Source organism: Pseudomonas sp. P4795 (genome assembly GCF_048822895.1).
Classification (GTDB): domain Bacteria; phylum Pseudomonadota; class Gammaproteobacteria; order Pseudomonadales; family Pseudomonadaceae; genus Aquipseudomonas.
Map to the genome: position 1 here is coordinate 200,972 of NZ_JBMFBT010000005.1, position 24,194 is coordinate 225,165.

Annotated in this window: 22 protein-coding genes; 7 read left to right on the plus strand and 15 right to left on the minus strand. The window is 60.5% G+C overall.

What is annotated here, in order from left to right; genetic code table 11:
* Positions 1–46: 46 nt before the first annotated feature.
* The 3 genes from ACOI8A_RS16015 to motA all read right to left on the minus strand — a co-directional run bounded on the left by ACOI8A_RS16015 (position 47) and on the right by motA (position 3,199).
* Positions 47–1,213 (minus strand): sterol desaturase family protein, encoded by a 1,167-nt coding sequence (locus tag ACOI8A_RS16015; RefSeq protein ID WP_420647003.1) that lies wholly within the window; start codon positions 1,211–1,213, stop codon positions 47–49.
* Positions 1,214–1,303: 90 nt separating this feature from the next.
* The gene (motB, locus tag ACOI8A_RS16020; protein ID WP_420647002.1) at positions 1,304–2,344 is read right to left on the minus strand and encodes a flagellar motor protein MotB; all 1,041 of its coding nucleotides are present in this window, start codon (positions 2,342–2,344) and stop codon (positions 1,304–1,306) included.
* A 3-nt stretch (positions 2,345–2,347) separates the two neighbouring features.
* Positions 2,348–3,199 (minus strand): flagellar motor stator protein MotA, encoded by an 852-nt coding sequence (gene motA, locus ACOI8A_RS16025; protein WP_095187344.1) that lies wholly within the window; start codon positions 3,197–3,199, stop codon positions 2,348–2,350.
* A gap of 166 nt (positions 3,200–3,365) precedes the next feature.
* Here motA and ACOI8A_RS16030 point away from each other — a divergent pair, with 166 nt between their 5' ends.
* From ACOI8A_RS16030 to asd, 3 genes are read left to right on the plus strand one after another with little or no spacing between them, the layout of a single operon-like run.
* Complete coding sequence (locus tag ACOI8A_RS16030) at positions 3,366–4,904, plus strand: HDOD domain-containing protein (RefSeq protein WP_420647001.1); 1,539 nt, start codon at positions 3,366–3,368, stop codon at positions 4,902–4,904.
* A 39-nt stretch (positions 4,905–4,943) separates the two neighbouring features.
* Positions 4,944–5,759 carry a rhodanese-like domain-containing protein gene (locus ACOI8A_RS16035; RefSeq protein WP_420647000.1) on the plus strand — a complete coding sequence of 272 codons (816 nt, stop codon included), beginning with the start codon at positions 4,944–4,946 and terminating at the stop codon, positions 5,757–5,759.
* Between the two features lie 18 nt (positions 5,760–5,777).
* Positions 5,778–6,638: an archaetidylserine decarboxylase gene (asd, locus tag ACOI8A_RS16040; protein WP_420646999.1), complete on the plus strand. Its 861-nt coding sequence runs from the start codon at positions 5,778–5,780 to the stop codon at positions 6,636–6,638.
* A 60-nt stretch (positions 6,639–6,698) separates the two neighbouring features.
* On the opposite strand, the gene ACOI8A_RS16045 is transcribed toward asd, so the two are convergent.
* On the minus strand, positions 6,699–7,100 hold the full coding sequence (locus ACOI8A_RS16045; RefSeq protein WP_420646998.1) for a lectin OAA: 402 nt from the start codon (positions 7,098–7,100) through the stop codon (positions 6,699–6,701).
* 219 nt (positions 7,101–7,319) lie between these two features.
* Here ACOI8A_RS16045 and ACOI8A_RS16050 point away from each other — a divergent pair, with 219 nt between their 5' ends.
* Positions 7,320–9,074: a molecular chaperone gene (locus tag ACOI8A_RS16050; protein WP_420646997.1), complete on the plus strand. Its 1,755-nt coding sequence runs from the start codon at positions 7,320–7,322 to the stop codon at positions 9,072–9,074.
* 93 nt (positions 9,075–9,167) lie between these two features.
* On the opposite strand, the gene serB is transcribed toward ACOI8A_RS16050, so the two are convergent.
* Positions 9,168–10,382: a phosphoserine phosphatase SerB gene (serB, locus tag ACOI8A_RS16055; protein WP_420646996.1), complete on the minus strand. Its 1,215-nt coding sequence runs from the start codon at positions 10,380–10,382 to the stop codon at positions 9,168–9,170.
* A 132-nt stretch (positions 10,383–10,514) separates the two neighbouring features.
* On the opposite strand from serB, the gene ACOI8A_RS16060 reads away from it, so the two are divergent.
* Positions 10,515–12,029, plus strand: a complete 1,515-nt coding sequence (locus ACOI8A_RS16060) for an AhpA/YtjB family protein (protein ID WP_420646995.1) — start codon at positions 10,515–10,517, stop codon at positions 12,027–12,029.
* A gap of 262 nt (positions 12,030–12,291) precedes the next feature.
* Here the strand turns inward: ACOI8A_RS16060 and ACOI8A_RS16065 are convergent, their stop codons facing one another.
* Entirely contained in the window at positions 12,292–13,005 is a 714-nt protein-coding gene (locus ACOI8A_RS16065; RefSeq protein WP_420646994.1) for a PqiC family protein, read from the minus strand.
* Here ACOI8A_RS16065 and ACOI8A_RS16070 point away from each other — a divergent pair.
* Positions 12,934–13,110 (plus strand): hypothetical protein, encoded by a 177-nt coding sequence (locus ACOI8A_RS16070; protein WP_420647172.1) that lies wholly within the window; start codon positions 12,934–12,936, stop codon positions 13,108–13,110. The genes ACOI8A_RS16065 and ACOI8A_RS16070 overlap by 72 nt on opposite strands.
* Before the next feature lie 62 nt (positions 13,111–13,172).
* On the opposite strand, the gene parC is transcribed toward ACOI8A_RS16070, so the two are convergent.
* The 8 genes from parC to ACOI8A_RS16110 form a co-directional block, all read right to left on the minus strand.
* The gene (gene parC, locus ACOI8A_RS16075) at positions 13,173–15,446 is read right to left on the minus strand and encodes a DNA topoisomerase IV subunit A (RefSeq protein WP_420646993.1); all 2,274 of its coding nucleotides are present in this window, start codon (positions 15,444–15,446) and stop codon (positions 13,173–13,175) included.
* A gap of 7 nt (positions 15,447–15,453) precedes the next feature.
* Complete coding sequence (locus ACOI8A_RS16080) at positions 15,454–15,978, minus strand: retropepsin-like aspartic protease family protein (RefSeq protein WP_420646992.1); 525 nt, start codon at positions 15,976–15,978, stop codon at positions 15,454–15,456.
* The gene (locus ACOI8A_RS16085) at positions 15,975–16,964 is read right to left on the minus strand and encodes an esterase-like activity of phytase family protein (protein WP_420646991.1); all 990 of its coding nucleotides are present in this window, start codon (positions 16,962–16,964) and stop codon (positions 15,975–15,977) included. Before ACOI8A_RS16085 ends, ACOI8A_RS16080 begins: the two co-directional genes overlap by 4 nt.
* Positions 16,964–18,868 carry a DNA topoisomerase IV subunit B gene (gene parE, locus ACOI8A_RS16090; RefSeq protein WP_420646990.1) on the minus strand — a complete coding sequence of 635 codons (1,905 nt, stop codon included), beginning with the start codon at positions 18,866–18,868 and terminating at the stop codon, positions 16,964–16,966. Before parE ends, ACOI8A_RS16085 begins: the two co-directional genes overlap by 1 nt.
* Positions 18,869–18,910: 42 nt before the next feature.
* Positions 18,911–19,519 carry a YqiA/YcfP family alpha/beta fold hydrolase gene (locus ACOI8A_RS16095; RefSeq protein WP_420646989.1) on the minus strand — a complete coding sequence of 203 codons (609 nt, stop codon included), beginning with the start codon at positions 19,517–19,519 and terminating at the stop codon, positions 18,911–18,913.
* A 291-nt stretch (positions 19,520–19,810) separates the two neighbouring features.
* Entirely contained in the window at positions 19,811–20,626 is an 816-nt protein-coding gene (gene cpdA / locus ACOI8A_RS16100) for a 3',5'-cyclic-AMP phosphodiesterase (RefSeq protein WP_420646988.1), read from the minus strand.
* Between the two features lie 104 nt (positions 20,627–20,730).
* Complete coding sequence (locus ACOI8A_RS16105; RefSeq protein WP_420646987.1) at positions 20,731–21,183, minus strand: DUF1249 domain-containing protein; 453 nt, start codon at positions 21,181–21,183, stop codon at positions 20,731–20,733.
* Entirely contained in the window at positions 21,174–21,791 is a 618-nt protein-coding gene (locus ACOI8A_RS16110) for an NUDIX domain-containing protein (protein WP_420646986.1), read from the minus strand. Before ACOI8A_RS16110 ends, ACOI8A_RS16105 begins: the two co-directional genes overlap by 10 nt.
* A 228-nt stretch (positions 21,792–22,019) precedes the next feature.
* On the opposite strand from ACOI8A_RS16110, the gene ACOI8A_RS16115 reads away from it, so the two are divergent.
* On the plus strand, positions 22,020–22,766 hold the full coding sequence (locus tag ACOI8A_RS16115; protein ID WP_420646985.1) for an RsiV family protein: 747 nt from the start codon (positions 22,020–22,022) through the stop codon (positions 22,764–22,766).
* On the opposite strand, the gene cytX is transcribed toward ACOI8A_RS16115, so the two are convergent.
* Positions 22,735–24,027: a putative hydroxymethylpyrimidine transporter CytX gene (gene cytX / locus ACOI8A_RS16120; protein WP_420646984.1), complete on the minus strand. Its 1,293-nt coding sequence runs from the start codon at positions 24,025–24,027 to the stop codon at positions 22,735–22,737. The two genes, ACOI8A_RS16115 and cytX, sit on opposite strands and share 32 nt — an antisense overlap.
* Positions 24,028–24,194: the final 167 nt, after the last annotated feature.

A 24,194-nucleotide genomic window follows, 5' to 3' on the forward strand; every position in this document is an offset into this window, starting at 1 on the left:
ATTCAGACACAAAAAAGCCGCGATCATCTCGCGGCTTTTTTTCGCCTCAGGAAACGCTCGCCGGCGGTTTCGGCGCTACGACCTTCGGCTCAGGCTTCTGAAACGCATACAGATGCTGACGCACTATCCCGCCGGGCAACTCCTTGCCAAACACGCCATAACGCACCGGCCACTCCTTCGGTGGCAGCTTGAACGTGCCGAACAGCATGTCCACCAGTGGCGTGTGGATCGCGTAGTTCTTGTAGATGTAATCCTTGTGCCGCGCGTGGTGCCAATGGTGATAGCGCGGCAGCACGATCACGTAGTTCAGCCAGCCGCCATCAATCCGCACGTTGGCGTGGGCCAGTACTGCCTGCACGCCGACGAGGATTACATAGGCATTCAATGCTTGCGGCGCGAAGCCCAGCAGCATCAACGGCACCAGCACGCCGGTTCGGGTCAGCAGGATTTCAATGAAATGCACGCGCGAACCGGCGAGCCAGTCCATGTGCGTGCTCGAGTGATGCACGGCGTGCACGCGCCACAGCCACGGCACCACGTGATAGAGGCGATGCAGCCAGTATTGGCCAAGGTCGGCCACCAGCACCGCGAGGAAAAATTGCAGCACAATCGGCAAGCTCTGCACGCTCGCCTGCAAGTCCGGCGACATCGCCCAACCGGCGACGTAACTCGACGATGCGGTAATGAAGATCAGGATGAATTGCACCAGCATGTGGCTGACGAAAAAGTAGGTCAGATCGGTGCGCCAGTGTGGGCGCAGGATGTTTTGCTGGGGATCCTTGGAGTAGAGCTTTTCCAGCGGAATGAAGACGATGGCCGACACCAGCAAGGCCAGGACGAACCAGTCCAGCCCCAGCGAATAAGGCGTCTGGCCGATCGCGTTGATCTGCACATCGGTGCCGCCGAGAAATACCGCCAGGCCCGATGCAACCAACCCGGTGATCCCCAGGCGTTTGCGCTTGTTCAGCAGAATGTTCAGCGTGCCGAGGCTGAACGACAGCACCAGCCCGAGCAGCAAGGTCGTGCGCGCGAACTGCTCGTCGTAGATCTTGCGCAGTTCGGCAGTGGTCAGCCACTCAGGGAACAGAAAACACAACACCGCCAGCAGGCTCAACAGGCCGAGAGTCGCGGAGATATAGCCGCTGACCCGCCCCTCACCGAATTTGAAAGGCGCGTTGCCATGCCGCTGAAAATAAGACTTGAGTCTTTCCATTACTGATCTTCCATGATTCAAAGAAACGTTGTGCAGTGAGTGACGCAGGCACACACAAAAAAGCCACGAATGTCGTGGCTTTTTTGCGGGTTATTGCTTGGGCGGTTCAGCCGGTTTCGCTGGGTCACCCGGCTTCGGCGCCGCGTCGTCGAACAGGTTCAGTCGTTCGCGCAGCTCGTGCGCCGGCACCGGTTGCTGATCCGCCGGCAAGGCGTTCGGGTCGACTGGCGCGGCCGGAGCGGCGCCGTTTTGGCCTTCTTCTGCCGGCTTCGCTGCGTCGGCGCCTTGTGCACCTTCGATGGCCGCCTGAGCCTTTTTGGTCAGTACCACTATGTCGATGCGGCGGTTGACCGGGTTGAACGGGTTTTCCTTGTCGAACAGTGCCGACGAGGCGTAACCGACAACACGCGCCACTTGCGAATCAGGATAACTGCCGGCAATCAACGCACGCCGTGCAGCGTTGGCACGGTTGGCCGAGAGTTCCCAGTTACCGAAATCGCCGCTGCCGGTGTAAGGCTTGGCATCGGTGTGGCCGCTGATGCTGATCTTGTTCGGCACTGCTTTGATGGTGTCCGCCATGGCCAGCAGGATGTCTTCGAAGTACGGTTTCAGGCGTGCGGAACCCGAGTCGAACATCGGCCGGTTTTCCGCGTCCATGATCTGGATGCGCAAGCCGTTCGGGGTGATTTCGAACAGGATCTGATCCTTGAACTTCTGCAGTTGCGGGTTCTCGTCGACCTTGTTCTGCAATTCTTGCAGCAGCAGTTCCAGGCGTTCCTTCTCGACCATTTCGGCCATGCCTTCGACTTGCTCGGTATCGACCGTGACCTTGTCCGGTTGCGGCTGGGACTTCACCTCAGGGTTGAGGGTGTTTTCCGGCGCCAGGGTCGGCGTGCCGCCCAGATCGATGATGTACGGCGTGCCGCTCTCGGAGAAACCGACCGGGTCTTTGAAGTAGCCGGCGATAGCGATCTTCTGTTCCGGGGTCGCGGTGGACAGCAGCCACAACACCAGGAAGAACGCCATCATCGCCGTGGCGAAGTCGGCGAAGGCGATTTTCCACGCCCCGCCGTGATGCCCGGCAGCAATGCGCTTGACGCGCTTGATGATTATCGGCTGGTTATTTTCCATGACTTAGCGACCGCGAACCGCTTGTTCCAGCTCGGCGAAGCTTGGACGGTGCGCCGGGTACAGAACCTTGCGCCCGAACTCGACAGCCAGCGACGGCGGCATGCCGGAGGCCGAAGCTACCAGGGAAGCTTTAATAGCTTCGTACACGTTCAGCTCTTCCTTGGCATCGTGCGCCAGGGAATGCGCCAACGGGCCGAAGAAACCGTAAGCCGCGAGAATACCGAAGAAGGTACCAACCAGTGCCGCACCTACGTGCAGACCGATGGATTTCTGATCGCCTTCACCCAGGGAGGCCATGGTCACCACGATACCCAGTACCGCCGCAACGATACCGAAACCGGGCATGGCGTCGGCAATGCCGTTGACCGCGTGGGAAGGATGCTCGAGATCTTCCTTGAGGCTGTACAGCTCCATGTCGAACAAGCCTTCCAGCTCGTGCGGAGCCATGTTGCCGGACGACATGATGCGCAGGTAATCGCAGATGAACGCGGTCATACGTTCGTCCTTGAGCACTGCCGGGTACTTGGCGAAGATCGGGCTCGCGGCGGCATCTTCGATGTCGCCCTCGATGGCCATCATGCCTTCGCGACGGCTCTTGTTGAGGATCTCGTAGATCAGACCCAGCACTTCCAGGTAGAACGTGTGGCTGAAACGCGAACTGAACATGCTCAGGGATTTCTTGAGCACGTGCATCGTCATATAACTGGGGTTGGCCTGGAGGAAAGCGCCAAGCGCGGCACCGCCGATGATCAACACCTCGAAAGGCTGGATCAGGGCGGCAATCTTGCCGTGGGAAAGCACGTATCCGCCGAGCACGCTCGCGAATACGACGATGATGCCGATAATTTTAGCCATAGGTAGAAAGTACTTATTTAAGTCGGGTTCAAGGTCATATTCGGAAGTTAAAAAATCTCTTCTTCTACTTATCGGCAAAACTGCGCCAGACTATAGCCAGTTCAGGCGAAAAGCCAATTTAGCCCGTGCCGGGCGCGTCTACAGCAGATGAAGATCCCGTCCAGACATGGCTAATGAAACGAACGTCCCACACCCGACACCGACCACGCTCGAAGGCTGGGTCAAGCTGCTCGACAGTGTTCACTTGCCAGTGCCGCAAGAAGCGCATGACCGGGTTTGCCGGGCAATCCGCGATGACCGCAGCTCGCTGCGCGACATCGCCGATCTGATGCAGGACAGCCCAGCGCTAGCCTTGAGCATCATCCGTGAGGCCAATCGTCACACCCACGGCAGCAGGAGCGAACCGGCGGAAAACCTTGAAGTGGCGATCAATCGCCTCGGTCTGGCGCGCACCGAAGAGCTGCTCGCACGCCTGCCTGCTGAACCCAACAAACAGATTCCCCAAGCCCTGCGCCAATTGCAGATGATCAGCCAGCACGCCACGCAACAGGCCAACGGTTTTTTCGCCAGTCGCCTGGCGCGGCTGTGGCAGGACATTCATTGGGGCAGCTTGCTGTTTCTCTCGCCGCTGTGGCCATTGGCGCTGACCCACCCCAAGCTGCTCGAAGAATGGGAGCTGCGGGTTATCCACAAGGGCGAATCGGCGCACACGGTCGAGAAGCAACTGTTTGGCGTGCGTCTGCTGAAGATCGCCGAGGCGCTGGTGGATATTTGGCGTCTGCCGATCTGGGTCCAGCAAGGCTACAAACTGTTGCTCAGCGAACAACGGGAACTGGTCAAAGTCCTGCGCATCGCCCGGGATGTCGATCACCCGTTGCGCCAGCAAAATCGCCTTGACGACGACCCGACCCTGCGCCGCTGGCTCAATCAGCCGGCCAACACTGTGCTGCTGGCCAACGGTCTGGCGCTGTCGGCGCAACAGGCGTGGGACAGTCCGCACAGTGAGCGCTGGCAATACCTGACCAGCCTTTATCTGCAAATCTCGATGGATGAGGTGCAACAACAGTTGCACCAGCAAGCTGCCAACAGCGCCCGTCAGCACGCCATGCCGGACCTGTGGCACCCGGCGGTTGCGCTGCTGTGGCCGTTGGGTGTTCGACGCCTGCCCGCCGGGATGTTGCCCGCTGCCGCGCCGACTGCCGACGATTTGAGCGCGTGGCGCAAGCAATGCGCCGAACTGCTGGCCGAGCCAAGCCGCTTCACCAATGCCATGAGCCTGACCGTCGCTGCGCGCGATGCACTGGTCGCCAGCGGCATGCGCCGCGTGATGATCCTGATGGCCGACCGCACCCATTCCAATCTGCGCGTGCATCAAACCTCGGGTTTGCCCAAGGACGCTGCGGCGCTGAATTTTGTCGTCAGCCAGAGCAAGGTCCTGCAACGGCTGCTTGCACAACAGGCGCAGGTACGGATCAACCCCGAGAACAACGCCCAGTTTTCCGCACTGCTGCCGCCGAGCCTGCGTACGCTGTTTCGTGGCGAGCATCTGTTTCTGCGCTCACTGGTCAATAACGGTCGAGTGATCATGATCGTGGTTGCCGATCAGGGCGGCGGGCCGTTTGCCGACATCAGCGTGCAAGCCTTCGGCAAAACCGCTCAGTGCATCGAGAAAGCCCTGCACAGCTTTAGCCAGCGCGGCCAATGACAGCTACAATCGTTCCCCTTTGTGCTCTGGAGACCTCACATGTCTGACTTCTCTGGCCTGTCGCTGGTGATCGAGCCGAGCGACCTGCTCGCGCGCCTCGACGCCCGCAACCTGATTCTGGTGGATCTGACCAGCCCGGCGCGCTATGCCGAAGGGCATATTCCCGGCGCGCGGTTTGTCGACCCCAAGCGCACCCAGCTCGGCCAGCCGCCGGCGCCGGGTTTGCTGCCGAGCAAGGAAAAACTCGAAGAACTGTTCGGCGAACTCGGCCATCACAAGGACGCGGTCTACGTGGTCTATGACGACGAGGGCGGCGGTTGGGCCGGGCGTTTCATCTGGCTGCTCGACGTGATCGGTCACGACAAATATCACTACATCGACGGTGGTCTGCCGGCATGGCTGGCGGAAGGTTCGCCGATGTCGATCCAGATTCCTCCTGCGGTTGGCGGCCCCGTAGCCCTGACCCTGCACGACGAACCGACCGCCACCCGCGAATACCTGCAAAGCCGTCTCGGCGCCGCCGATCTGGCGATCTGGGATGCGCGCGGGCCACTGGAATACTCCGGCGAGAAAGTCCTCGCGGCCAAGGCCGGACACATTCCCGGAGCAGTCAATTTCGAATGGACGGCGGGCATGGATCAGGCGCGTCAATTGCGCATCCGCAGCGACATGCCGCAGATCCTCGAGAAACTCGGGATCACCAAGGACAAAGAAATCATTACCCACTGCCAGACCCATCACCGGTCCGGTTTCACTTATCTGGTGGCCAAATCCCTCGGTTATCCGCGGGTCAAGGGCTACGCCGGTTCCTGGGGCGAATGGGGCAACCACCCCGACACGCCCGTCGAGCTTTAAGGATTTTTAAGGACAGTCATGAAAGAGCGTTTGTTTATCATCAGCCAATACCTGCTGCCGCATCACCTGCTGTCGCGCCTCGCCGGCTGCGTTGCCGAGTGTCGCGTGCGCTGGTTCAAGAATGCCTTCACCACCTGGTTCGCCAAGCGCTATCAAGTGGACATGTCGCTGGCGCTGGTTGAAGACGTGACGGCTTACGAGCACTTCAACGCCTTCTTCACTCGCGCACTGAAAGACGGCGCACGTCCACTCGACCAGACGCCGGGCGCGATCCTCAGCCCGGCCGACGGCGCAATCAGCCAGCGCGGCCCGATCGAACACGGGCGGATCTTCCAGGCCAAGGGCCACAGCTTCAGCGTGCTCGAACTGCTCGGCGGTGATGCGGCAAATGCCGCGCCGTTCATGGGTGGCGAGTTTGCGACTGTTTATCTGTCGCCGAAGGACTATCACCGCGTGCACATGCCGCTGGCCGGCACCCTGCGCGAAATGGTCTACATCCCGGGCCGGATCTTCTCGGTGAACAAGACCACCGCGGAAAACGTCCCGGAACTGTTCGCGCGCAACGAGCGTGTGGCGTGCATCTTCGACACCGAGCGTGGGCCGATGGCCGTGGTGCTGGTGGGCGCGATGATCGTGGCGTCGATTGAAACCGTGTGGGCCGGGCTGGTCACGCCGCCGAAGCGCGAACTGAAAACCTTCCGCTATGACGAAGCTGCGCGTGCGCCGATTCATCTGGAAAAAGGTGCGGAGCTGGGGCGCTTCAAGTTGGGTTCGACCGCGATCGTGCTGTTCGGGCCGGATCAAGTGAAATGGGTTGAAGAACTGGGCGCAGGTGCGCCAGTACAAATGGGTCAAGCCTTGGCACTGCCAACCGCGTGAACCTGTTGATCCGCCCCGGCGCACGTCTGCGCAGGGGCGGACACGACCTGAGTGGCGCCGTTACTCTATCTGCCCACGGAAGCCGATTGGCCCTTCGTTGGCGTAGGTATTGGTGCCGCTGAGGTTTTTCCCGCCGTCACTCGAGGTGACGCTCAACGCGATAACGTTCTGGTTATCCCGCCCGCCGATCACCCACTTGCCGCCCGGATGCCATGGAGCATCGTTGCCGCCCCACTGATTCTCGACCGTGTACTGGTTCTGGCCGGTGCGTTGCGCCTTGAAGCCAATGGGACCTTCGCCGGCGTAAGTCATGGTGCCGGTGAAGCTTTTGCCGCCATCGCCAGACTTGATGTCAATCGCGACGACTTTCTGGTTATCCCGCGCGCCCAGCACCCAGTCTCCACCCGGATGCCAAGGTGCCGAACTACCGCCCCATTGATTTGCCACTACGTATTTAGACATGAACCTCATCTCCTTGAAGTTTTCCGAAACCTGCCCGAAGTAGCGGCAGGCCGTGCAACCGTGCGTTTCCGATCGCACGCCTGAAAGCCTAGTAGCGCTCGCCGACTGGCATCCGGCCAGCAGACCAACGGTTAGAATGTCTTACAAGATCCGGCGAACCAGACCACAACTGCTAGAGTTTCCAGCAATGCCCAATTCGCCGCCGGAGCCTTGCACGGCATGAGTGAGCCTAAATTCCAACCCGCGCTACGCGCCCCCACTCCGACGCAGTTGCGCCTGTCTTTCTGTGAAGCTAGCCCGCGCGACCTCAAGCGCTGGATCGCCCAACTGCCCAAGGCCAACATCGGCGAAACCGCGCGCCAGCTCTACCAGGGGCTGGGCGAACTCAATCAACTGCTCACGCCTAGCGCTAATCGCCTGCACTTACTCGAACTGCTCAGGCCCGAGGTGTATTACGTCTGCCAGCATCTGGAGCGGCATTTTTTGCATCAGGCGATCGTGCTCGACGAGCGCTCGCGCAAGATCAGTAACCTGTGTCAGGCGCTGCAAAGTCATCTGGCGATTGGCTACAAGCAGATCGTCATGCGCATTGCGCCGAAGTACTCCAAAGACCGCGCAACGTTGGTAAGTGAGGCGCTGCAACGCGCGGCGCATGCGCTCAAGGGCCAACTGGTGCGCGCCACTCAGCTATATACCTCAGCGCCGGAGCATCTGTGGCTTGAGCTGCATCAGTTGTATCGCACAGCATGCGGTTTGCAGCTGCAACATCGCCGGGTGCGCGACGAGTTGGCCAGCCTGAGCGGCGAACTGAGCCTCGAACAAACCTATATCGCCGCCCTGCTGCTCGGCAGTGCGCGCTGCAATCAACTACGGCAGAACCAGATCGCGCGCCTCGCCGAAGTGCTGGAACCGTGGAGTGGCTGGCTCAAGCTGTATCCGGGCAATCCAGGTGACGGCTTGTTCGCCATTTCGTGGGAGATCGATGCAGGTCCGCGTTATCGCAGCATGTTCCGCAGCGAGCAGTTGCCGGGGTTGCTCGGTTTCGATCCGCAGCCGCTGGTGAATGCCATCGAAGCGCATTTATTGCATCAGGACACGACTACGCCGCTGCCAGTGCCGAATGGCCTGAGCCTCGACACCCTGCAACACCTGCACGCGACTTGGGGTCAGGCCGCCGAGCGCAGTTTTCAGCGCACCGTCGGCCAGGGCAGTCTGACCGTGTGTGTCGGCATGAGCGCCCTGCACTTCTACCTCGGCGGCGAACGCAGCTTCAGCGACATGCTCAAACATCCCGGCGCCCGCCCCGCGAACTTCAGCCAAACGGTGACCCAAGGTGAAAAGGACAGTTGGAGTCAAGCGTTCGACGCCGCGCCGCAGAGCAAAACCGATGAGTTTTTGCCCTACGAAGAAATTCAGTACGAACAACTGATCGACAACGAAGGCAACGCCGACAGCCCGGCGCACTATCCGACCTATGCCTTGCCGGTGATCAATCACAGCCCCGGCGGGTATTGCGTGGGTTGGCCGAACGAAGTACCGGCCGAATTGCAGGCCGGGGAAATGCTCGGGATTCAGGACACGGTCAGTCAGGGCTGGAGCATTGCCGTGGTGCGCTGGATTCGTCAGGTGCGCGGTGGCGGGACGCAAATGGGTATCGAACTGGTGGCACCGCATGCCCAGCCCTGCGGGTTGCAGCTTGTGCGGTCGAGGGATGATCACAGTCAGTACTTACGGGGTTTGTTGTTGCCGGAGATTAGTGCGATTGACTTGCCGGCGACGTTATTAGCGCCACGTTTGCCGTTTCAGGAGGGCAGTAAGGTGTTGATCAATACGCTAGGAGAGGAGCACCGCGCGGGGCTGGATCGACGGGTGTCGAGCACGCACAGTTTCAATCAGTTCGCCTATCGCTCACTGGAGGCCGCGCAGAATGGCGCGAGCGCGGAGGATTTTGATTCGTTGTGGAAATCACTTTAAAAGCAAAAGATCGCAGCCTTCGGCAGCTCCTACAGGAGAAACAGACATCTCTTTGTAGGAGCTGCCGCAGGCTGCGATCTTTTGATCTACAAATTACAGCTGTCCGTCACGATCGCGGAAACCCAGCAGATACAGCACGCCATCCAGCCCCAAGGTCGAAATCGCCTGCTTCGCCGACTGCTTGACCAGGGGCTTGGCGCGGAACGCCACACCCAACCCGGCAATCGCCAACATCGGCAGATCATTCGCACCGTCGCCGACCGCGATGGTCTGCTCCAGACGCAAGCCTTCCTTGTGCGCCAGCTCTCTCAGCAGATCAGCCTTGCGCTGTGCATCGACAATCGGCTCCACCGCGACGCCCGTGACCTTGCCATCGACCACTTCCAGTTCATTGGCGAACACATAGTCAATGCCGAGTTTGGCCTGCAATTGCTTGGCGAAATAGGTGAAGCCGCCGGACAGGATCGCCGTCTTGTAACCGAGGCGCTTGAGTTCGGCGAACAGGGTTTCCGCACCTTCGGTCAAACGCAGCGACGCGCCAATCGAATCGAGCACGCCGACGTCGAGGCCTTTGAGCAGCGCCAGACGTTCTTTGAAACTGGCACGGAAATCCAGTTCGCCGGCCATGGCGCGCTCGGTGATTTCCGAGACCTGGTCGCCGACGCCAGCAGCTTTGGCCAGTTCGTCGATGACCTCGGCTTCAATCAGGGTCGAGTCCATGTCGAATACCGCCAGACGCCGGTTGCGGCGGAACAGCGAATCTTCCTGAAAGGCGATATCGACATTCAATTCCTGGGCAACACTGAGAAATTCGGCACGCAGCGCCTGCGGATCGGCCGCTTCGCCACGCACGGAAAACTCGATGCAGCCTTTGCCCTGGTCAGCCGGAGTGTCGAGCGGCATGCGTCCCGACAAACGGTCGATATGATCGATGTTCAGCCCGTATTTGGCGGTGATCGAACTCACGGCCTGCAGCTGGCCGGCAGTTACTTTGCGCGTCAGCAGGGTGACGATGTGACGCTTTTTGCCTTGATTGCCCACCCATTGCTGGTAATCCTCTTCGGACACCGGGGTGAAGCGCACTTGCTGATCCAGCTCGTAGCCCTTGAACAGGATATCCTTGAGCACCGACTTGCCTTGCTCGGAGTCGGGGATTTCCACGAGGATGCCAAACGACAAGGTGTCGTGAATTACCGCCTGACCGATGTCGAGGATGTTCACACCACCCTGAGCCAGAACGCCGGTAATGGCCGCAGTCAGACCCGGACGGTCGACTCCCGTGATGTTAATCAGGACGATTTCGCGCAACGCGCACCCCCGCAACTGGAAAAAAACCGCATTCTACCCACTTTCAGTGACCATCGGGCACCGCCAGCGCTTTGCCGGTCTAGGGCCTGTCGCTATACTGCGCGTCAACTTCACGGACAAGAGCCGAGCTCAGTGAACCGGCCCACGCCAGTTAAAACCGATAACTTCTTTCTGCTGATCTTCCGTGCACTGCGTCATCGCCGTGTGCCGATTGCATTACGCATTGCCAGCCATAACGTGATCCTGGTCGCTCTGGCCCTGGTGATCTATGCCTGCGTGATGGGCTTGCAGTTCAAGCAGGCCATGCACGAGCAGGCCGATGCGCTGGGCGAAAGCCTGACCACGCAGACCGCCACCTCCGCCACTGAGCTGCTGGTGTCCAACGACATCCTCAGCCTCAACGTGCTGCTCAACAACCTGACCAAGAACAAGTTGGTGGCCCACGCCGCCATCTATAGCGTGGATAACCGCATCCTCGCCGAATCCGGTCAGCGCCCCAAGCACAGCCTGCTGGGCGAAGCCGAGGGCATGTACGAGAGCAAGATCACTTTTCAGGACGTGACTGCCGGGCAACTGCGCATCAGCCTGGACATGGATCAGTTCCAGCAGCCGATGACCATCAGCCTGCAAAGCATGGGCATCCTCAGTGCGATTCTGTTGGCACTGTCGCTGGCCTTGAGCCTGCGTCTGGGCCGGCACATCTCGACGCCGCTGCTGCAATTGCGCGTCTGGCTGCGGCGGATCGACGAACACACACCGGGTATCGAACGTCAGGACGAAATCGGCGATCTTGCCCGTCAGTTGCACGCCAGCTACGCCCCGGAGCCGGCTGTAGTAGAGCCCGAGCCGGAACCGGAATTCGAAGATGACGACGTCGAGCCGGAATTCGAAGTGCGCAACCTGCGCGATCCGAGTTTCGACGAGAGCCGCCCGCTGGCCGCGAAGAAGCCTGCACCGCGGCATGTGGTCAGCACCGTTGAGGACGACGATGACGAAGACCCGTTCGCCGATCTGCGCGACGAGTCGCTAAACAGCACGCCGCAACCGGCTGTGCGCCGCCCGACCCCAAGCGTGCCGCAACACACGGCGGTGCTGGCGGTGCAACTGGGTTCGCAGGAGCAACTGCGCCGTCTGCCGCGCGCACGCCTGGATGAGTTGCAGGAGCGTTATCGCGACTGCCTGGAACAGGCTGCTTCGCTGTATCAGGGCGAGATCGAAACCCTGAACGACGGCAGCACGCTGATGCTGTTCCACACCGAAGACAGCGGCGACGATTACCTGACCAACGCGATTTGCTGCGGCGAACTGCTGCGGGCGCTGGGCCATCAGTTGCAGATCGAAGTCGCGGACAGCGGCATTACCCTGCAATTGCAGTTGGGCCTGACCCTTGGCGATGAGCTGTTTGGCATGAGTCAGATCGACCTGCTGCTGACTGACTCGGCGCAGGATGCCCTGGCGCTGTCGCAACACAGCCGCAATCTGCTGCTGGTCGAACGCAAGATCGGTGACGACGCGCTGATCCGTCAGCGTGCGCGAATCCGGCCGATTGCCAGCCCTGAAGGCGCTTGCTGCGTGGAGCGGTTGATGGAGCCTTATCCGTCGATGCTCGAGCGGCAGTTGGCGCGGATGCACGAGCGCCGGGCCTAAGCCTTAGCCCAGATGCCAAAAGCCCGCAGACAAGCGATTGTCTGCGGGCTTTTTTGTTGCCTGTTGAAAAGTTCGCTGCCTTCGGCAAGTGACATCGCGCCATGTAGGAGCTGCGGCACGCTGCGATCTTTTGACCTTGACTCCAAGACCACAGATCAAAAGATCGCAGCCTCGTTTCACTCGACAGCTCCTACAAGGGGCGGGCGTACGCAGAGACAACAAAGCCCGCACAAGGCCGGGCTCTGGTTTGACTCGATTAACGCTAGAAGCGAAACACTTCCATATCCGTGCGAATCGGCGAAGCCATCGGGATCTTCGGCTGTTTCTCGGCTCCCGCCGCTGGCGCTGCCGGTTTCGGTGCCGATTTACGTGGGGCTTCAGCAATTGGAGGCTGATTGGCCAACGGCTTCAGCGCCACCGACAACTGCTCGGCCAGACGCTGCAACAATGCGCCTTGCGCCTGAACCTGAGCCGCCGTTGTACCGGCATGCTGCTCCTGCAAATGGATAATGCGGTTATCGCGCACCTTTCCACGACGATCGATCAAGCGCCACTGCGCGTCGAGAATCGCCGGTTGCTTCTGGCCCGAATCCAGACGCGTGATCGTCAGCAATACCTGCACATCCGGAGTGAATCCCGGCGTAGCCGGCGACAGCACAACACGTTGGCTGTCCAGATGACCAGCCACCTGACGCAGCAACAGCTGATCGATATCCGACGACAGGCTACCCGCCCAACGACCGTCCATCGAAGCTTGCAAACTGCCGTCCGGCTGACGCTGCAACAGGGTTTCGCGTTGCAGATAATCGGCCAATACCACTGGCCCCAACAAAACCGCCATGCCCGCGCTTTGCGCAGGCTGAACCGGACTTCCGCTGTCCAGTTGATACAGCGACACCGGCTGGTGAACGCTGCAACCCGCCAGGCCAAGAACGCCAGCGAGCAAAAAAACAAGTGGAAGGCGCAGCGCAGTCATCATCCCGTCCAGGTGGCCGCCACAGAGCTGACCACAGTGAAAATACTCAATAAATATGAAGAACGCTCGGCCACGCCGGCGCTTGAAAGGCCATATCATCCGTGAATATGCGTTCCGACTCCAGCGCCAAAGCGTCGATCTACGCGTTAAATCGTAGATCGAGCCGTCTAGGACGCCTGATTGAGGTTTTCGACGAGCAGCGCATCGACTCGCTGGAAGCCACGCGGGAGTTTATTACCACGTCGACCGCGCTCACCTTTGTAGTGTTCGAGGTCGTCGGCCTTCAGCGACAAGGTACGTTTGCCGGCCTGCAGCACCAGCGTGGCACCTTCCGGCAGGACCGCGATGTCCGTGACATATTCCTCGCGACTGGCCACCCGCTCACCGGAAATACCGATGATCTTGTTGCCTTTGCCCTTACCTAGTTGTGGCAGGTCGCTGATTTTGAAGATCAGCAGGCGACCTTCGGTCGTGACCGAAGCCAGCCAGTTGTGCTCACGGTCAGCCACTGGGCGCGGCGCAATCACTTTGGCGTTGTTCGGCAGGCTCAACAGGGCTTTACCCGCCTTGTTTTTGGCTTGCAGATCTTCGCCTTTAACCACGAAGCCGTAACCGGCGTCGGAGGCGATCACGTACAACGAGTCCTCTTCCGGCATCAATACGCACTCGAACGTCGCGCCCGGCGGCGGCGTCAGACGACCGGTCAAAGGCTCGCCCTGACCGCGTGCCGAAGGCAGGGTATGAGTGGCCAGCGAGTAACTGCGGCCCGTGGAGTCGATGACCACGGCGGACTGATTGGAGCGCCCCGCCGCCGAGGTCTTGAAGCCGTCACCGGCCTTGTACGACAGGCCAGTGGCGTCGATTTCGTGGCCCTTGGCCGAGCGGATCCAGCCTTTTTCCGAGAGCACAACGGTAACTTTCTCGTTCGGTAGCAGGTCATGCTCGGTCAGTGCTTTGGCTTCGGCACGTTCGACGATTGGCGAACGACGGTCGTCGCCGTAGGTTTCGGCGTCCTTGATCAGTTCGGTGCGCACCAGTTTCTTCAGCTTGGCTTCGCTGCCCAGCAGGGCTTGGAGTTTGGCTTGTTCCTTGAGCAGTTCATCCTGCTCGCTGCGCAGCTTCATTTCTTCCAGTCGTGCCAACTGACGCAGACGGGTTTCAAGAATGTATTCGGCCTGGATATCGCTGAGGGCGAAACGCGCGATCAGCGCGCTTTTCGGATGTTCCTCGGTACGGATCAGGTGGATCACCTCATCCAGGTTGAGGTAAGCAATCAGCAAACCGTCCAACAGGTGCAGGCGGCGCTCGACCTTGTCGAGGCGGAATTGCAGGCGGCGGCGCACGGTCTGTACCCGGAATTCCAGCCACTCGACCAGCAACGCGCGCAGATTTTTCAGCTGCGGCTTGCCGTCCAGACCGATGATGTTGACGTTGACCCGGTAGGTCGACTCCAGCTCGGTACTGGCGAACAAATGCTGCATCAGCGCTTCATGATCGACCCGGCTATTGACCGGAATGATCACGATGCGGCACGGGTTTTCGTGGTCGGATTCATCCCGCAGGTCAGCGATCTGCGGCGCTTTCGACGGTTTGGCCTGCATCAGAGCGGCGATTTGCTCGAGCACTTTGGCCCCGGAGACCTGATGCGGCAGCGCAGTGACGATGATGTCGCCGTCCTCGACGTGGTACACGGCGCGCATGCGCACCGAGCCCTTGCCGGTTTCGTACATCTTCAGCAGGTCAGCGCGCGGGGTGATGATTTCCGCTTCGGTCGGATAATCCGGGCCTTGAATATGTTCGCAAAGCTGTTCGACCGTGGCTTTCGGCTCATCGAGCAGACGCACGCACGCAGTGGCGACTTCGCGCAGGTTGTGCGGCGGCACGTCGGTGGCCATACCGACCGCGATGCCAGTGGTGCCATTGAGCAGGATATTCGGCAAACGTGCCGGCAACACCAGTGGTTCCTGCAGGGTGCCGTCGAAGTTCGGCCCCCAGTCTGCAGTGCCTTGGCCGAGCTCGCTGAGCAGCACTTCGGAATAACGCGACAGGCGCGCTTCGGTGTAACGCATGGCGGCGAAAGACTTGGGATCGTCCGGCGCACCCCAGTTGCCCTGGCCGTCGACCAGCGTGTAGCGATAGCTGAACGGCTGGGCCATCAGCACCATCGCTTCGTAGCACGCCGAGTCACCGTGCGGGTGGAACTTGCCGAGCACGTCGCCGACGGTACGCGCCGACTTCTTGTGCTTGGAATCAGCGTCCAGCCCCAACTCGCTCATGGCGTAGATGATACGCCGCTGTACCGGTTTCAGACCGTCGCCGATATGCGGCAGGGCACGGTCCATGATCACGTACATGGAGTAGTTGAGGTAGGCACTTTCGGTGAAGTCAGCCAGCGATCGGCGTTCTACGCCATCCAGGCTGAGATCAAGGGAGTCGCTCATGCGGGCCTCATCGGTTCGTTGTCTGGCGCAGCAGCATGGTGCCACCGCGCTGGGTAAATTCAAGTTTGTTCAGGGCGCTCATGCCGAGCAGCACCTGATCGCCATGCAGGCCGGGCGCGACCAGTGCGCGCACGTCGCGCAGCACGATGTCGCCCAGTTGCAGGCGGTCGATACGGGTGCGATAACCCTGGCTCAGGCCATTGGCCGTGCTCAGGGTCACACCGAAACCTTCTTCCAGCTTGAGGCTCTTGGCCACATCCGCCGGGATTGCCACGTCGGTCGCGCCGGTGTCGAGCATGAACTCGACCGGCTGACCGTTGATCTGGCCACTGGCGACAAAATGCCCTTGGGCATTGCCGATCAGCTTCACTTCGATAAAACCTGCGCCCTGCTCCGAACTGACGACTACGTTCGGATTCTGCTGGCGCTGTTCCCAATCGCCAAAAAACCGCGTGGCGAGAAACAGCCCCGCGCACCATGCCAGAATCATCAGCACCCGACCGGCACGTTTGCCCGGCGGTTGCTGGCTCATGGCTTGGCGCTCCAGCCACCATCGGGGGCGGCGAAACGCCAGACAATCGGCCGGACCTCGCCATCGGCGCGCGGGCCGAAATTGTTGTCGACGCCGATCCACGCCCCGTCAGCATCGACGATCAGCGCTTCTTCCAGCCCGTAGTTCTGTTTATAGCGGCGATTTTCCTGCAACAACTCGGCGGCGTACGACCAGCAGCGCTCGACCTTGGCGGTTTGCGCATCGCGCCGGCAAATCTGGAACGCGTTGCGGTCAAGGGTGAACAGCTTGCCGTTGAACAACGAAATATCGGAGAAATCCCGATCGACCGCTTTGGCATTGGGGAACTGCGGCGGCTGCATTTCCTTGCCGCCTTCGCTGAGCAGTACACAGCGACCGTCGCAATCCCACAGCGTTTGCTGGCGCTTGATCAGCAACACGCCACGACTTTGCCGTTCGGCGGCCAGCCACATCTGATCACCCGCCGGGTTGATCGCCAGTCCTTCGAATATCGCATTGAATTTCAGCAGCATGCCGCTGGCCCGCGCTTCGCGCACCAGCATTGGCGAGATCTTCAGCCAGTTAACCGGGCCGCTGACCGGCACTTGCAAAACCGCCGCCTGGCCTTCGCTGACGATGTAGCGATTGCCGGCGCTGTCGCAGCTGATGCCTTCGAAATCCAGATCACCGCCACGCACGAACGATGCTGCCCAGTTGCGCGAACGCAACCCCCACGGCAAACCGGTTTCCGGCACTTCGGGAACGTCGATGTGCACGGTTTCGGCCTGCCAGGTAGATTGCCGGGTGTCGAGACGATAAATCTGATCATCGTCGCGGTCGGACACCGTCCACAACTCGTTGCCGCACAGCGCAAGCCCCGAAAGATTGCCGCCGCGCATGCCGTCCACCGGATGCTCGGACAGCACGCGCAACTCCGGCAGCGGTTCGGCCAGTGCCGACACCGAGGTCAGAAGTAACGCACACGCCAGGGCCAAGCCAACCCGCATCAACCAAGAACCTCGGCCAGGTTGCCTTTGGATTCCAGCCACGACTTGCGATCACCGGCGCGTTTCTTCGCCAGCAGCATGTCCATCATTTCCGCAGTGGCCGGGTAGTCTTCCAGGGTCAACTGCACCAGACGCCGGGTGTTCGGGTCCATGGTGGTTTCGCGCAGTTGCGGCGGGTTCATTTCACCCAGACCTTTGAATCGGGTGACTTGCGGCTTGCCGCGTTTCTTCTCGGCCACCAGCCGGTCGAGAATGCCGTCGCGCTCGGCTTCGTCGAGGGCGTAGTAAATCTCTTTACCCAAGTCGATGCGGTACAGCGGCGGCATCGCGACGTAAACGTGACCGGCATCCACCAACGGACGGAAATGCTGGACGAACAACGCGCAAAGCAAGGTTGCGATGTGCAGACCGTCGGAGTCGGCGTCGGCGAGGATGCAGATCTTGCCGTAGCGCAGTTGGGCGATGTCGGCTGAGCCTGGATCAACGCCGATGGCCACGGCGATGTTGTGCACTTCCTGGCTGGCGAGCACTTCGCTGCCGTCGACTTCCCAAGTGTTGAGGATCTTGCCGCGCAACGGCAGGATCGCCTGAAACTCTTTATCCCGTGCCTGTTTCGCCGAGCCGCCGGCGGAATCACCTTCGACCAGGAACAGTTCGGAGCGCATCGGATCCTGCCCGGCGCAGTCCGCCAGTTTGCCCGGCAATGCCGGCCCGGCAGTGACGCGTTTGCGCTCGACTTTCTTGCTCGCCTTCAGACGGCGACCGGCGTTGTTGATCGCCAGTTCGGCCAGTGCCAGACCGGTTTCCGGGTTGGCGTTGAGCCACAGGCTGAACGCGTCCTTGACCACACCCGAGACGAAGGCCGCCGCTTCACGCGACGACAGACGTTCTTTGGTCTGGCCGGAGAATTGCGGTTCCTGCATTTTCATCGACAAAACGAAAGCAATGCGTTCCCAAACGTCTTCCGGCGCCAGCTTCACGCCGCGCGGCAGCAGGCTGCGGAATTCGCAGAACTCGCGCATTGCATCGAGCAGGCCCTGACGCAGGCCGTTGACGTGAGTACCGCCCTGCGCGGTCGGGATCAGGTTGACGTAGCTTTCCTGCACCGCGTCGCCACCTTCCGGCAGCCACAGCAGCGCCCAGTCGACGGCTTCTTTATTACCGGCGAAAACCCCGCAGAACGGCTCGTTCGGCAGACGCTCGAATTCACTGACCGCGTCTACCAGATAGGAGCGCAGGCCATCTTCGTAATGCCACTCGATTTTCTCGCCAGTGCTTTTGTCCTCGAAGCTGACCAGCAGGCCCGGGCACAGAACAGCCTTGGCCTTGAGCACATGCTTGAGGCGGCTGATGGAGAATTTCGGCGAATCGAAATACTTCGGGTCCGGCGCGAAATACACGCTGGTACCGGTGTTACGTTTGCCGACAACGCCAACCACTTCCAGCTCGGTGGCCTTGTAGCCGTCGGCGAAAGTCATCTGGTATTCGTTGCCGTCGCGTTTCACCCGCACCCGGACTTCGGTGGACAAGGCATTGACCACCGAAATACCCACCCCGTGCAGACCGCCGGAGAACTGGTAGTTCTTGTTGGAGAACTTGCCACCCGCATGCAGCTTGGTGAGGATCAGCTCGACGCCCGAAACACCTTCTTCGGGATGGATGTCGACCGGCATGCCTCGGCCATCGTCGCTGACTTCCAGCGAGTGGTCGGCATGCAGGATGACCTGCACCGATCTGGCGTGGCCGGCCAGCGCTTCGTCGACACTGTTGTCGATGACTTCCTGGGCGAGGTGGTTCGGCCGGCTGGTGTCGGTGTACATGCCCGGGCGTTTGCGCACCGGGTCGAGGCCCGAGAGGACTTCGATGGCGTCGGCGTTATAGGAGCTAGCGCTGGGAGTGGCCATAGGGTCTCGTCGTCAATGATTCAGTGAAATTGGGGCAAGATTTCACAGTGCGGTGAAATCGATTGCCTGATACAGATCGGCGCCAATGCCGGCAAAACTCAGCAGCGCCGGAATTTGTCCGGCGAAATTTTGAAAACTGTGGTCGCCGCCGGCCTGAATGCGCAAGGCACATGCCCGGTAATACTGCTGAGCGAGGCGATAATCGAGGGTTTCGTCCCCAGTCTGCAACCACACCTGAAACCGCTGCGGATCCTGCGGCGCCGGCACTTCCAGTTCGGCCAGAGCAGTAACGTGGTCGTGGGTCAATTCCCAGGTTTCATCGGTATACAGGTTTTTCTGCGTGCCCAAATAGCCGTCGAACATCCGGTGCGGGCTGACCGCCGGGTTGACTAGCAGGGCTTTCAGGCCATGGCGCTCGGCCAGGCAGGTCGCATAGTAGCCGCCGAGGGAGCTTCCCACCAGTAATGGCCGGTCGAGCTCGGTGATTGCTTGTTCTAACTGACCGATGGCTTCGCGCGGATGGTGATGCAGCGCCGGGATGCGCAATTGATCGCTCAAACCCAGCTGCTTCATCACCTCGACCAACTGACAAGCCTTCTTCGATGTCGGGGCGCTATTGAAACCATGGATGTAGAGGATCGAACCGGACATTTGAGCTCCCTGGGCGTCGGTTGGAAAGAGCGGAGTTTACAGGGAGATGTGCTTGGGTTGGGGGCGAGGTCTGGAGAATTTGATGAATCGTCAGGAGCGGCCCTCACCCTAACCCTCTCCCAGAGGTAGAGGGGACCGATTGGGGGATATTTATGAAATATGCCGACGTGAAAGTACTGCATGGAATCCACAATCGACTGGATTTCTCAGGTCGACGTATAGCGCCAGACACCTCGGTCGGCCCCCTCTCCCCCGGGAGAGGGCTGGGGTGAGGGGCTTTTGATCGTCGAGTCAATAACCGTCAGAACCATAATCCACGGTAAATTCGAAATCGGTCACGCGCTCCACGCCGGTTTCGATTCGGCCATCGGGCATCAGGCGCAACCAGCGATAGCCTGGTTTCTGTTCGCCGACCTTGAAATCCTCACTCCCCGGCTCGAACTGAATACAGGTCGAAGGCGAAGCCAGCAAGCGCACGCCATTGCGCTCGCAGTCAATCTCCTGATGCACATGCCCCCACAACACCGCCCGCGCCTGCGGAAAGCGATCCAGCACTTCGAAAAATGCCTCGGGATTGCGCAGGCCGATCGGCTCCATCCATGCGCAGCCGATCGACACCGGATGATGATGAAAGCACACCAAATGATGGCGCTCCGGCGCCTCACTCAGAGAACGCGCGAGCAATTGCAGCTGTTCATCCTGCAAATACCCCGGCACCGAACCCGGCACGGCCGAATCGAGCAAAGTCACACGCCAGTTGCCGATATCCACAACCGACTCGAGCAATGCGCTGTGCACGGCGGCAACTTCCATGATCTGTGGTTCGTCGTGGTTACCGGGGATCCAGCGGGCGGGAGCGTCGAGCTGTGCAGTCAATTCGCGAAACAGCTGGTAAGACTCCAGCGTGCCGTCTTGCGACAGATCACCGGTGGCCAGAATCAGATCAATCCGCGGTTGTTGCGCAAGCACCAGCTCAATGACCTTTTGCAGGCTGTCGCGGGTGTCCATGCCCAGCAGCGTACCGCCCGGCTCGGCATACAAATGGCTGTCAGAGATTTGCACCAGCAACGCGGCATCGGCGGTGGTCAACGTGGATACGCTCGGCAAGGCGCTCTCCCAAGGCTGCAACGGGTCTGGATAGGTGCGGCAATTATGCTGGGCGACAAGCGAAAGAGGAAACCACCGAACCGGGCACAGTTCACAACTCGCAGTTATCGAACCGCCGCGTACTCATGCCCGCAGGCCAGGCAATGACTCAGCCACTCCCCGAGGAACAGATTGAGCTGGGCCTTTTCATCCGGCTGGTGCATCGCCGCGTTCGGGTAAGGATAGACGCCGCGAAAGCGTCGTGCATGCTCGGCGCTGACCACTTCGGCCATGCGTGCGTCGTGATAGACCTGCACTTCCAGTTGCGGGATCGGCAGCCATGGCAGGCTGTGTTCCTGACGCACTTGCAAAGTGGTGGTGTACGGGCAGGTTTGCAGCACTTCGAGGGCCAGCACGCCGAGCATTTGCTCGCCTTGGGAAACGGCAATGCGCCGCGCTTCGGGATCGCTGCGCATGTCCGGCAACAGTCGCATCAGGCGCGCGTAGTTGGCCTCGCAGGCGGCTTGCAGCCCCACGAGGTCAACCCGATAGCGATCGCGCAACTTGTTTACAACCATAGCCCCCTCACTTCGGCGCGATTGAGCGCCAGCCACTGCAAGGCGATGATGCTCGCCGCGTTGGCAATCCGTCCGTCGCGTACGGCCTGCAAGGCATCTTCGAATGCCCAGACCGTGACGCGGATATCTTCTGCCTCTTCCTCCAGCCCATGCAGGCCGCCAACGCCGGTGGTCTCGCAACGCCCCAGGTACAAATGCACGAATTCGTTGCTGCCGCCCGGCGACGGGAAATATTTGGTCATCGGCCACAGGGCCTTGATGTTCAGCCCAGCTTCCTCCTGCGCCTCGCGGTGAGCAACTTCTTCCGGTTGTTCATCCTTGTCGATCAGACCGGCGACCAGCTCGATCAGCCAGGGGTTGGCCGTCTTGCCCATCGCGCCGACACGAAACTGCTCGATCAGCACCACTTCGTCGCGCTGCGGATCGTAAGGCAGCATGCACACCGCATCGTGACGCACGAACACTTCACGGTTGATCTCGCGGCTCATGCCGCCGTCAAACAACTCGTGGCGCAAGTGCAGGCGATCGAGCTTGTAGAAGCCCTGATAGCAATTCTCGCGGCGCACGATGTCGACGGTGGTCGGAGTAGCGTTGGCAAAATCAGTCATGAGCATCCTCGTTTACTGCAAATCCGTTACGCGGCTGCCTGGTGTTGCTGGCAACCTCGACTTCGCGCCATCCTAACGCGCCCGAACCGTTTGATGCAGCCCCTTTACCGTGATCGGGATGGACGGTGGAGCCGAAACCCACTCTAATTAGCTTAGTGGCGAACTGACTGCTTCGTTGAGAGTCGAAGCGGTAACTTTTTGCCTTCCCCTGTTTCAGAAAGGACGCCCATGTCGCTTTTCAAAATTGCCTCCGTGGCCGCCATCGCCCTGACCCTGGGCGCCTGCGCCAGCCTGTTTCAGCCCAATCTGCGCACGCCGCTGGAAACCACCCGCGATGCGTCGGAACAACTCAAACCCGGCTGCTCAAACCCTGATTGCCCGCTGGTGAATATCGATACCCTGCGCTTCCCGGCCGAACCTGCGCTGGACGGCATCATCGAAAAACGCCTGCTGCAAATGACCCGCACCGACGCCAATGCTCCGGTTGCGCCGACACTGGCCGCCTATCGCGAGCAGTTTCTGGCGAACGCCGGCCCGCGCAACAGCATTTATCTGCAAGCGAAAGTACGTGAGCAGCATGACGGTCTGGTGATCATCGAACTGTCGAGCTACCTCGACACCGGCGGCGCGCATGGCACGCCGGGCCGCGGCTTCATCAACTATTCGCGCCAGCAGCACAAGGTGCTGAATCTGTCGGACATGTTGCTGCCGGGTCAGGAAGATGCGTTCTGGAAAGCTGCGCAGGTTGCGCACAACAGCTGGCTGATCAGTACCAAACTCGATCAGGAAGCCGAGTTCATCAAGAGCTGGCCGTTCGTGAAAACCCCGCACGTGGCACTGACCTACGGCGGGGTGATCCTCAAGTACGAAGTGTCGACTATCGCGCCTTACGCGCTGGGCCACATCGAACTGAAGATCCCTTATCCACGTCTGAACGGCATCCTCAAGCCTGAGCTGTTCCCCGGCCGTAACTGAAGGCTCGACCGAGCACGAGTTGCAGCAGCCCTGCCAGCACCAGCGCCGGCAGGGTTGCGCCGACATCCGGATACAGATTGGCCAGCAAGTGATAGGTGCTTACCCCACCCAGCCAGGCCAACAACGCCGGCCAGCGCAATGCGGCCGATGCGACCTGACCACTGCGTTTGCGCAAGATGAAGTGATCCACCAGCACCACGCCGAACAGCGGCGCAAATACCGAACCGATCAACAACAGGAAATTCTGATACTGCGCCAATGGTGCCAGCAGCGCGATCAAGGTGCAGATCACGCCGATGGCCAGGGCCAGGTGCTCGACTTTCAGGCGTAACAGAATCCCGCTGGAAACCGCTGCCGAATGAATGTCGGCGAACGCGTTTTCCGACTCGTCGAGCAAGATCAGCAGCAACGGAATCCCCAGCCCCGCACCGGCCAGTGCCAGCAACAGCGCATTGACTTCACCGCTCGGCGCAAACGCCAGCGTGTAGGCCACACCAAGGCTCATCAGCCAAAAGTTGCCGATGAAGAAACCGATGGCGGTGCCACCGAACACGTTCTTCGCCCGTTTGCCGAAACGTGAGTAATCGGCGATCAGCGGCAGCCACGACAGCGGCATCGCGATGGCAATGTCGAAGCCGACCGCGAACGGCATCGAACCGTCACCGGAGCGCGCCCAGATTGCGGCCAGGTCGGCTTTGGCAAACAGGTTCCAGGTCAGCCAGATGCACGCGGCCAGCAGCAGCCAGATGCCCCACTTGCGCAGGATCTGCCGCACGAACGTCAGCGGCCCGCTGACGGCGAGCAAGGTTGCCAAGGCGCCGAAAAACAATGTCCACAGCACTGGGTTCGACCACAGCGAACCTTCGCTGAACGCGCGGGTGCCGAGCAGGCTGGCGGCGTCGCGCATGACGATGATCTCGAACGAGCCCCAACCGATCAGTTGCAGCAGGTTGAGCACGGCCGGCAGGCTCGCGCCTTTTGCACCGAGACTGAGTTTCAGCGCAGCCATCGATGACAGGCCGGTGTCACTGCCGATCACGCCGACGGCGGCCAGCAGCAATACGCCGACCAGCGTGCCGAGGAAAATCGCCAGCAACGAACCCGACAGGCCCAGACCCGGCGCCAACAACGCACCGGTCTGCAACACCATCAGGCCGATGCCGAGGGAAAACCATAGGGAAAACAGATCTCGACCGCCGAATACCCGCTTGGCGGCGGGCACGGCGAGATCGGGGGAGTAAGTGCTGGGTTGAATGCTCAAGGGTGTTATCTCAGAGGGACATTTGTTGTTTTTTTCAATCGCCATCGCGGGCAAGCCCGCTCCCACAGGGTCCTCGCTGATCACAAATTTTGTGGCCAACGCGGAACACTGTGGGAGCGGGCTTGCCCGCGATGACGGCGGTGATGTCACCGCCGCACGCAGGTCAG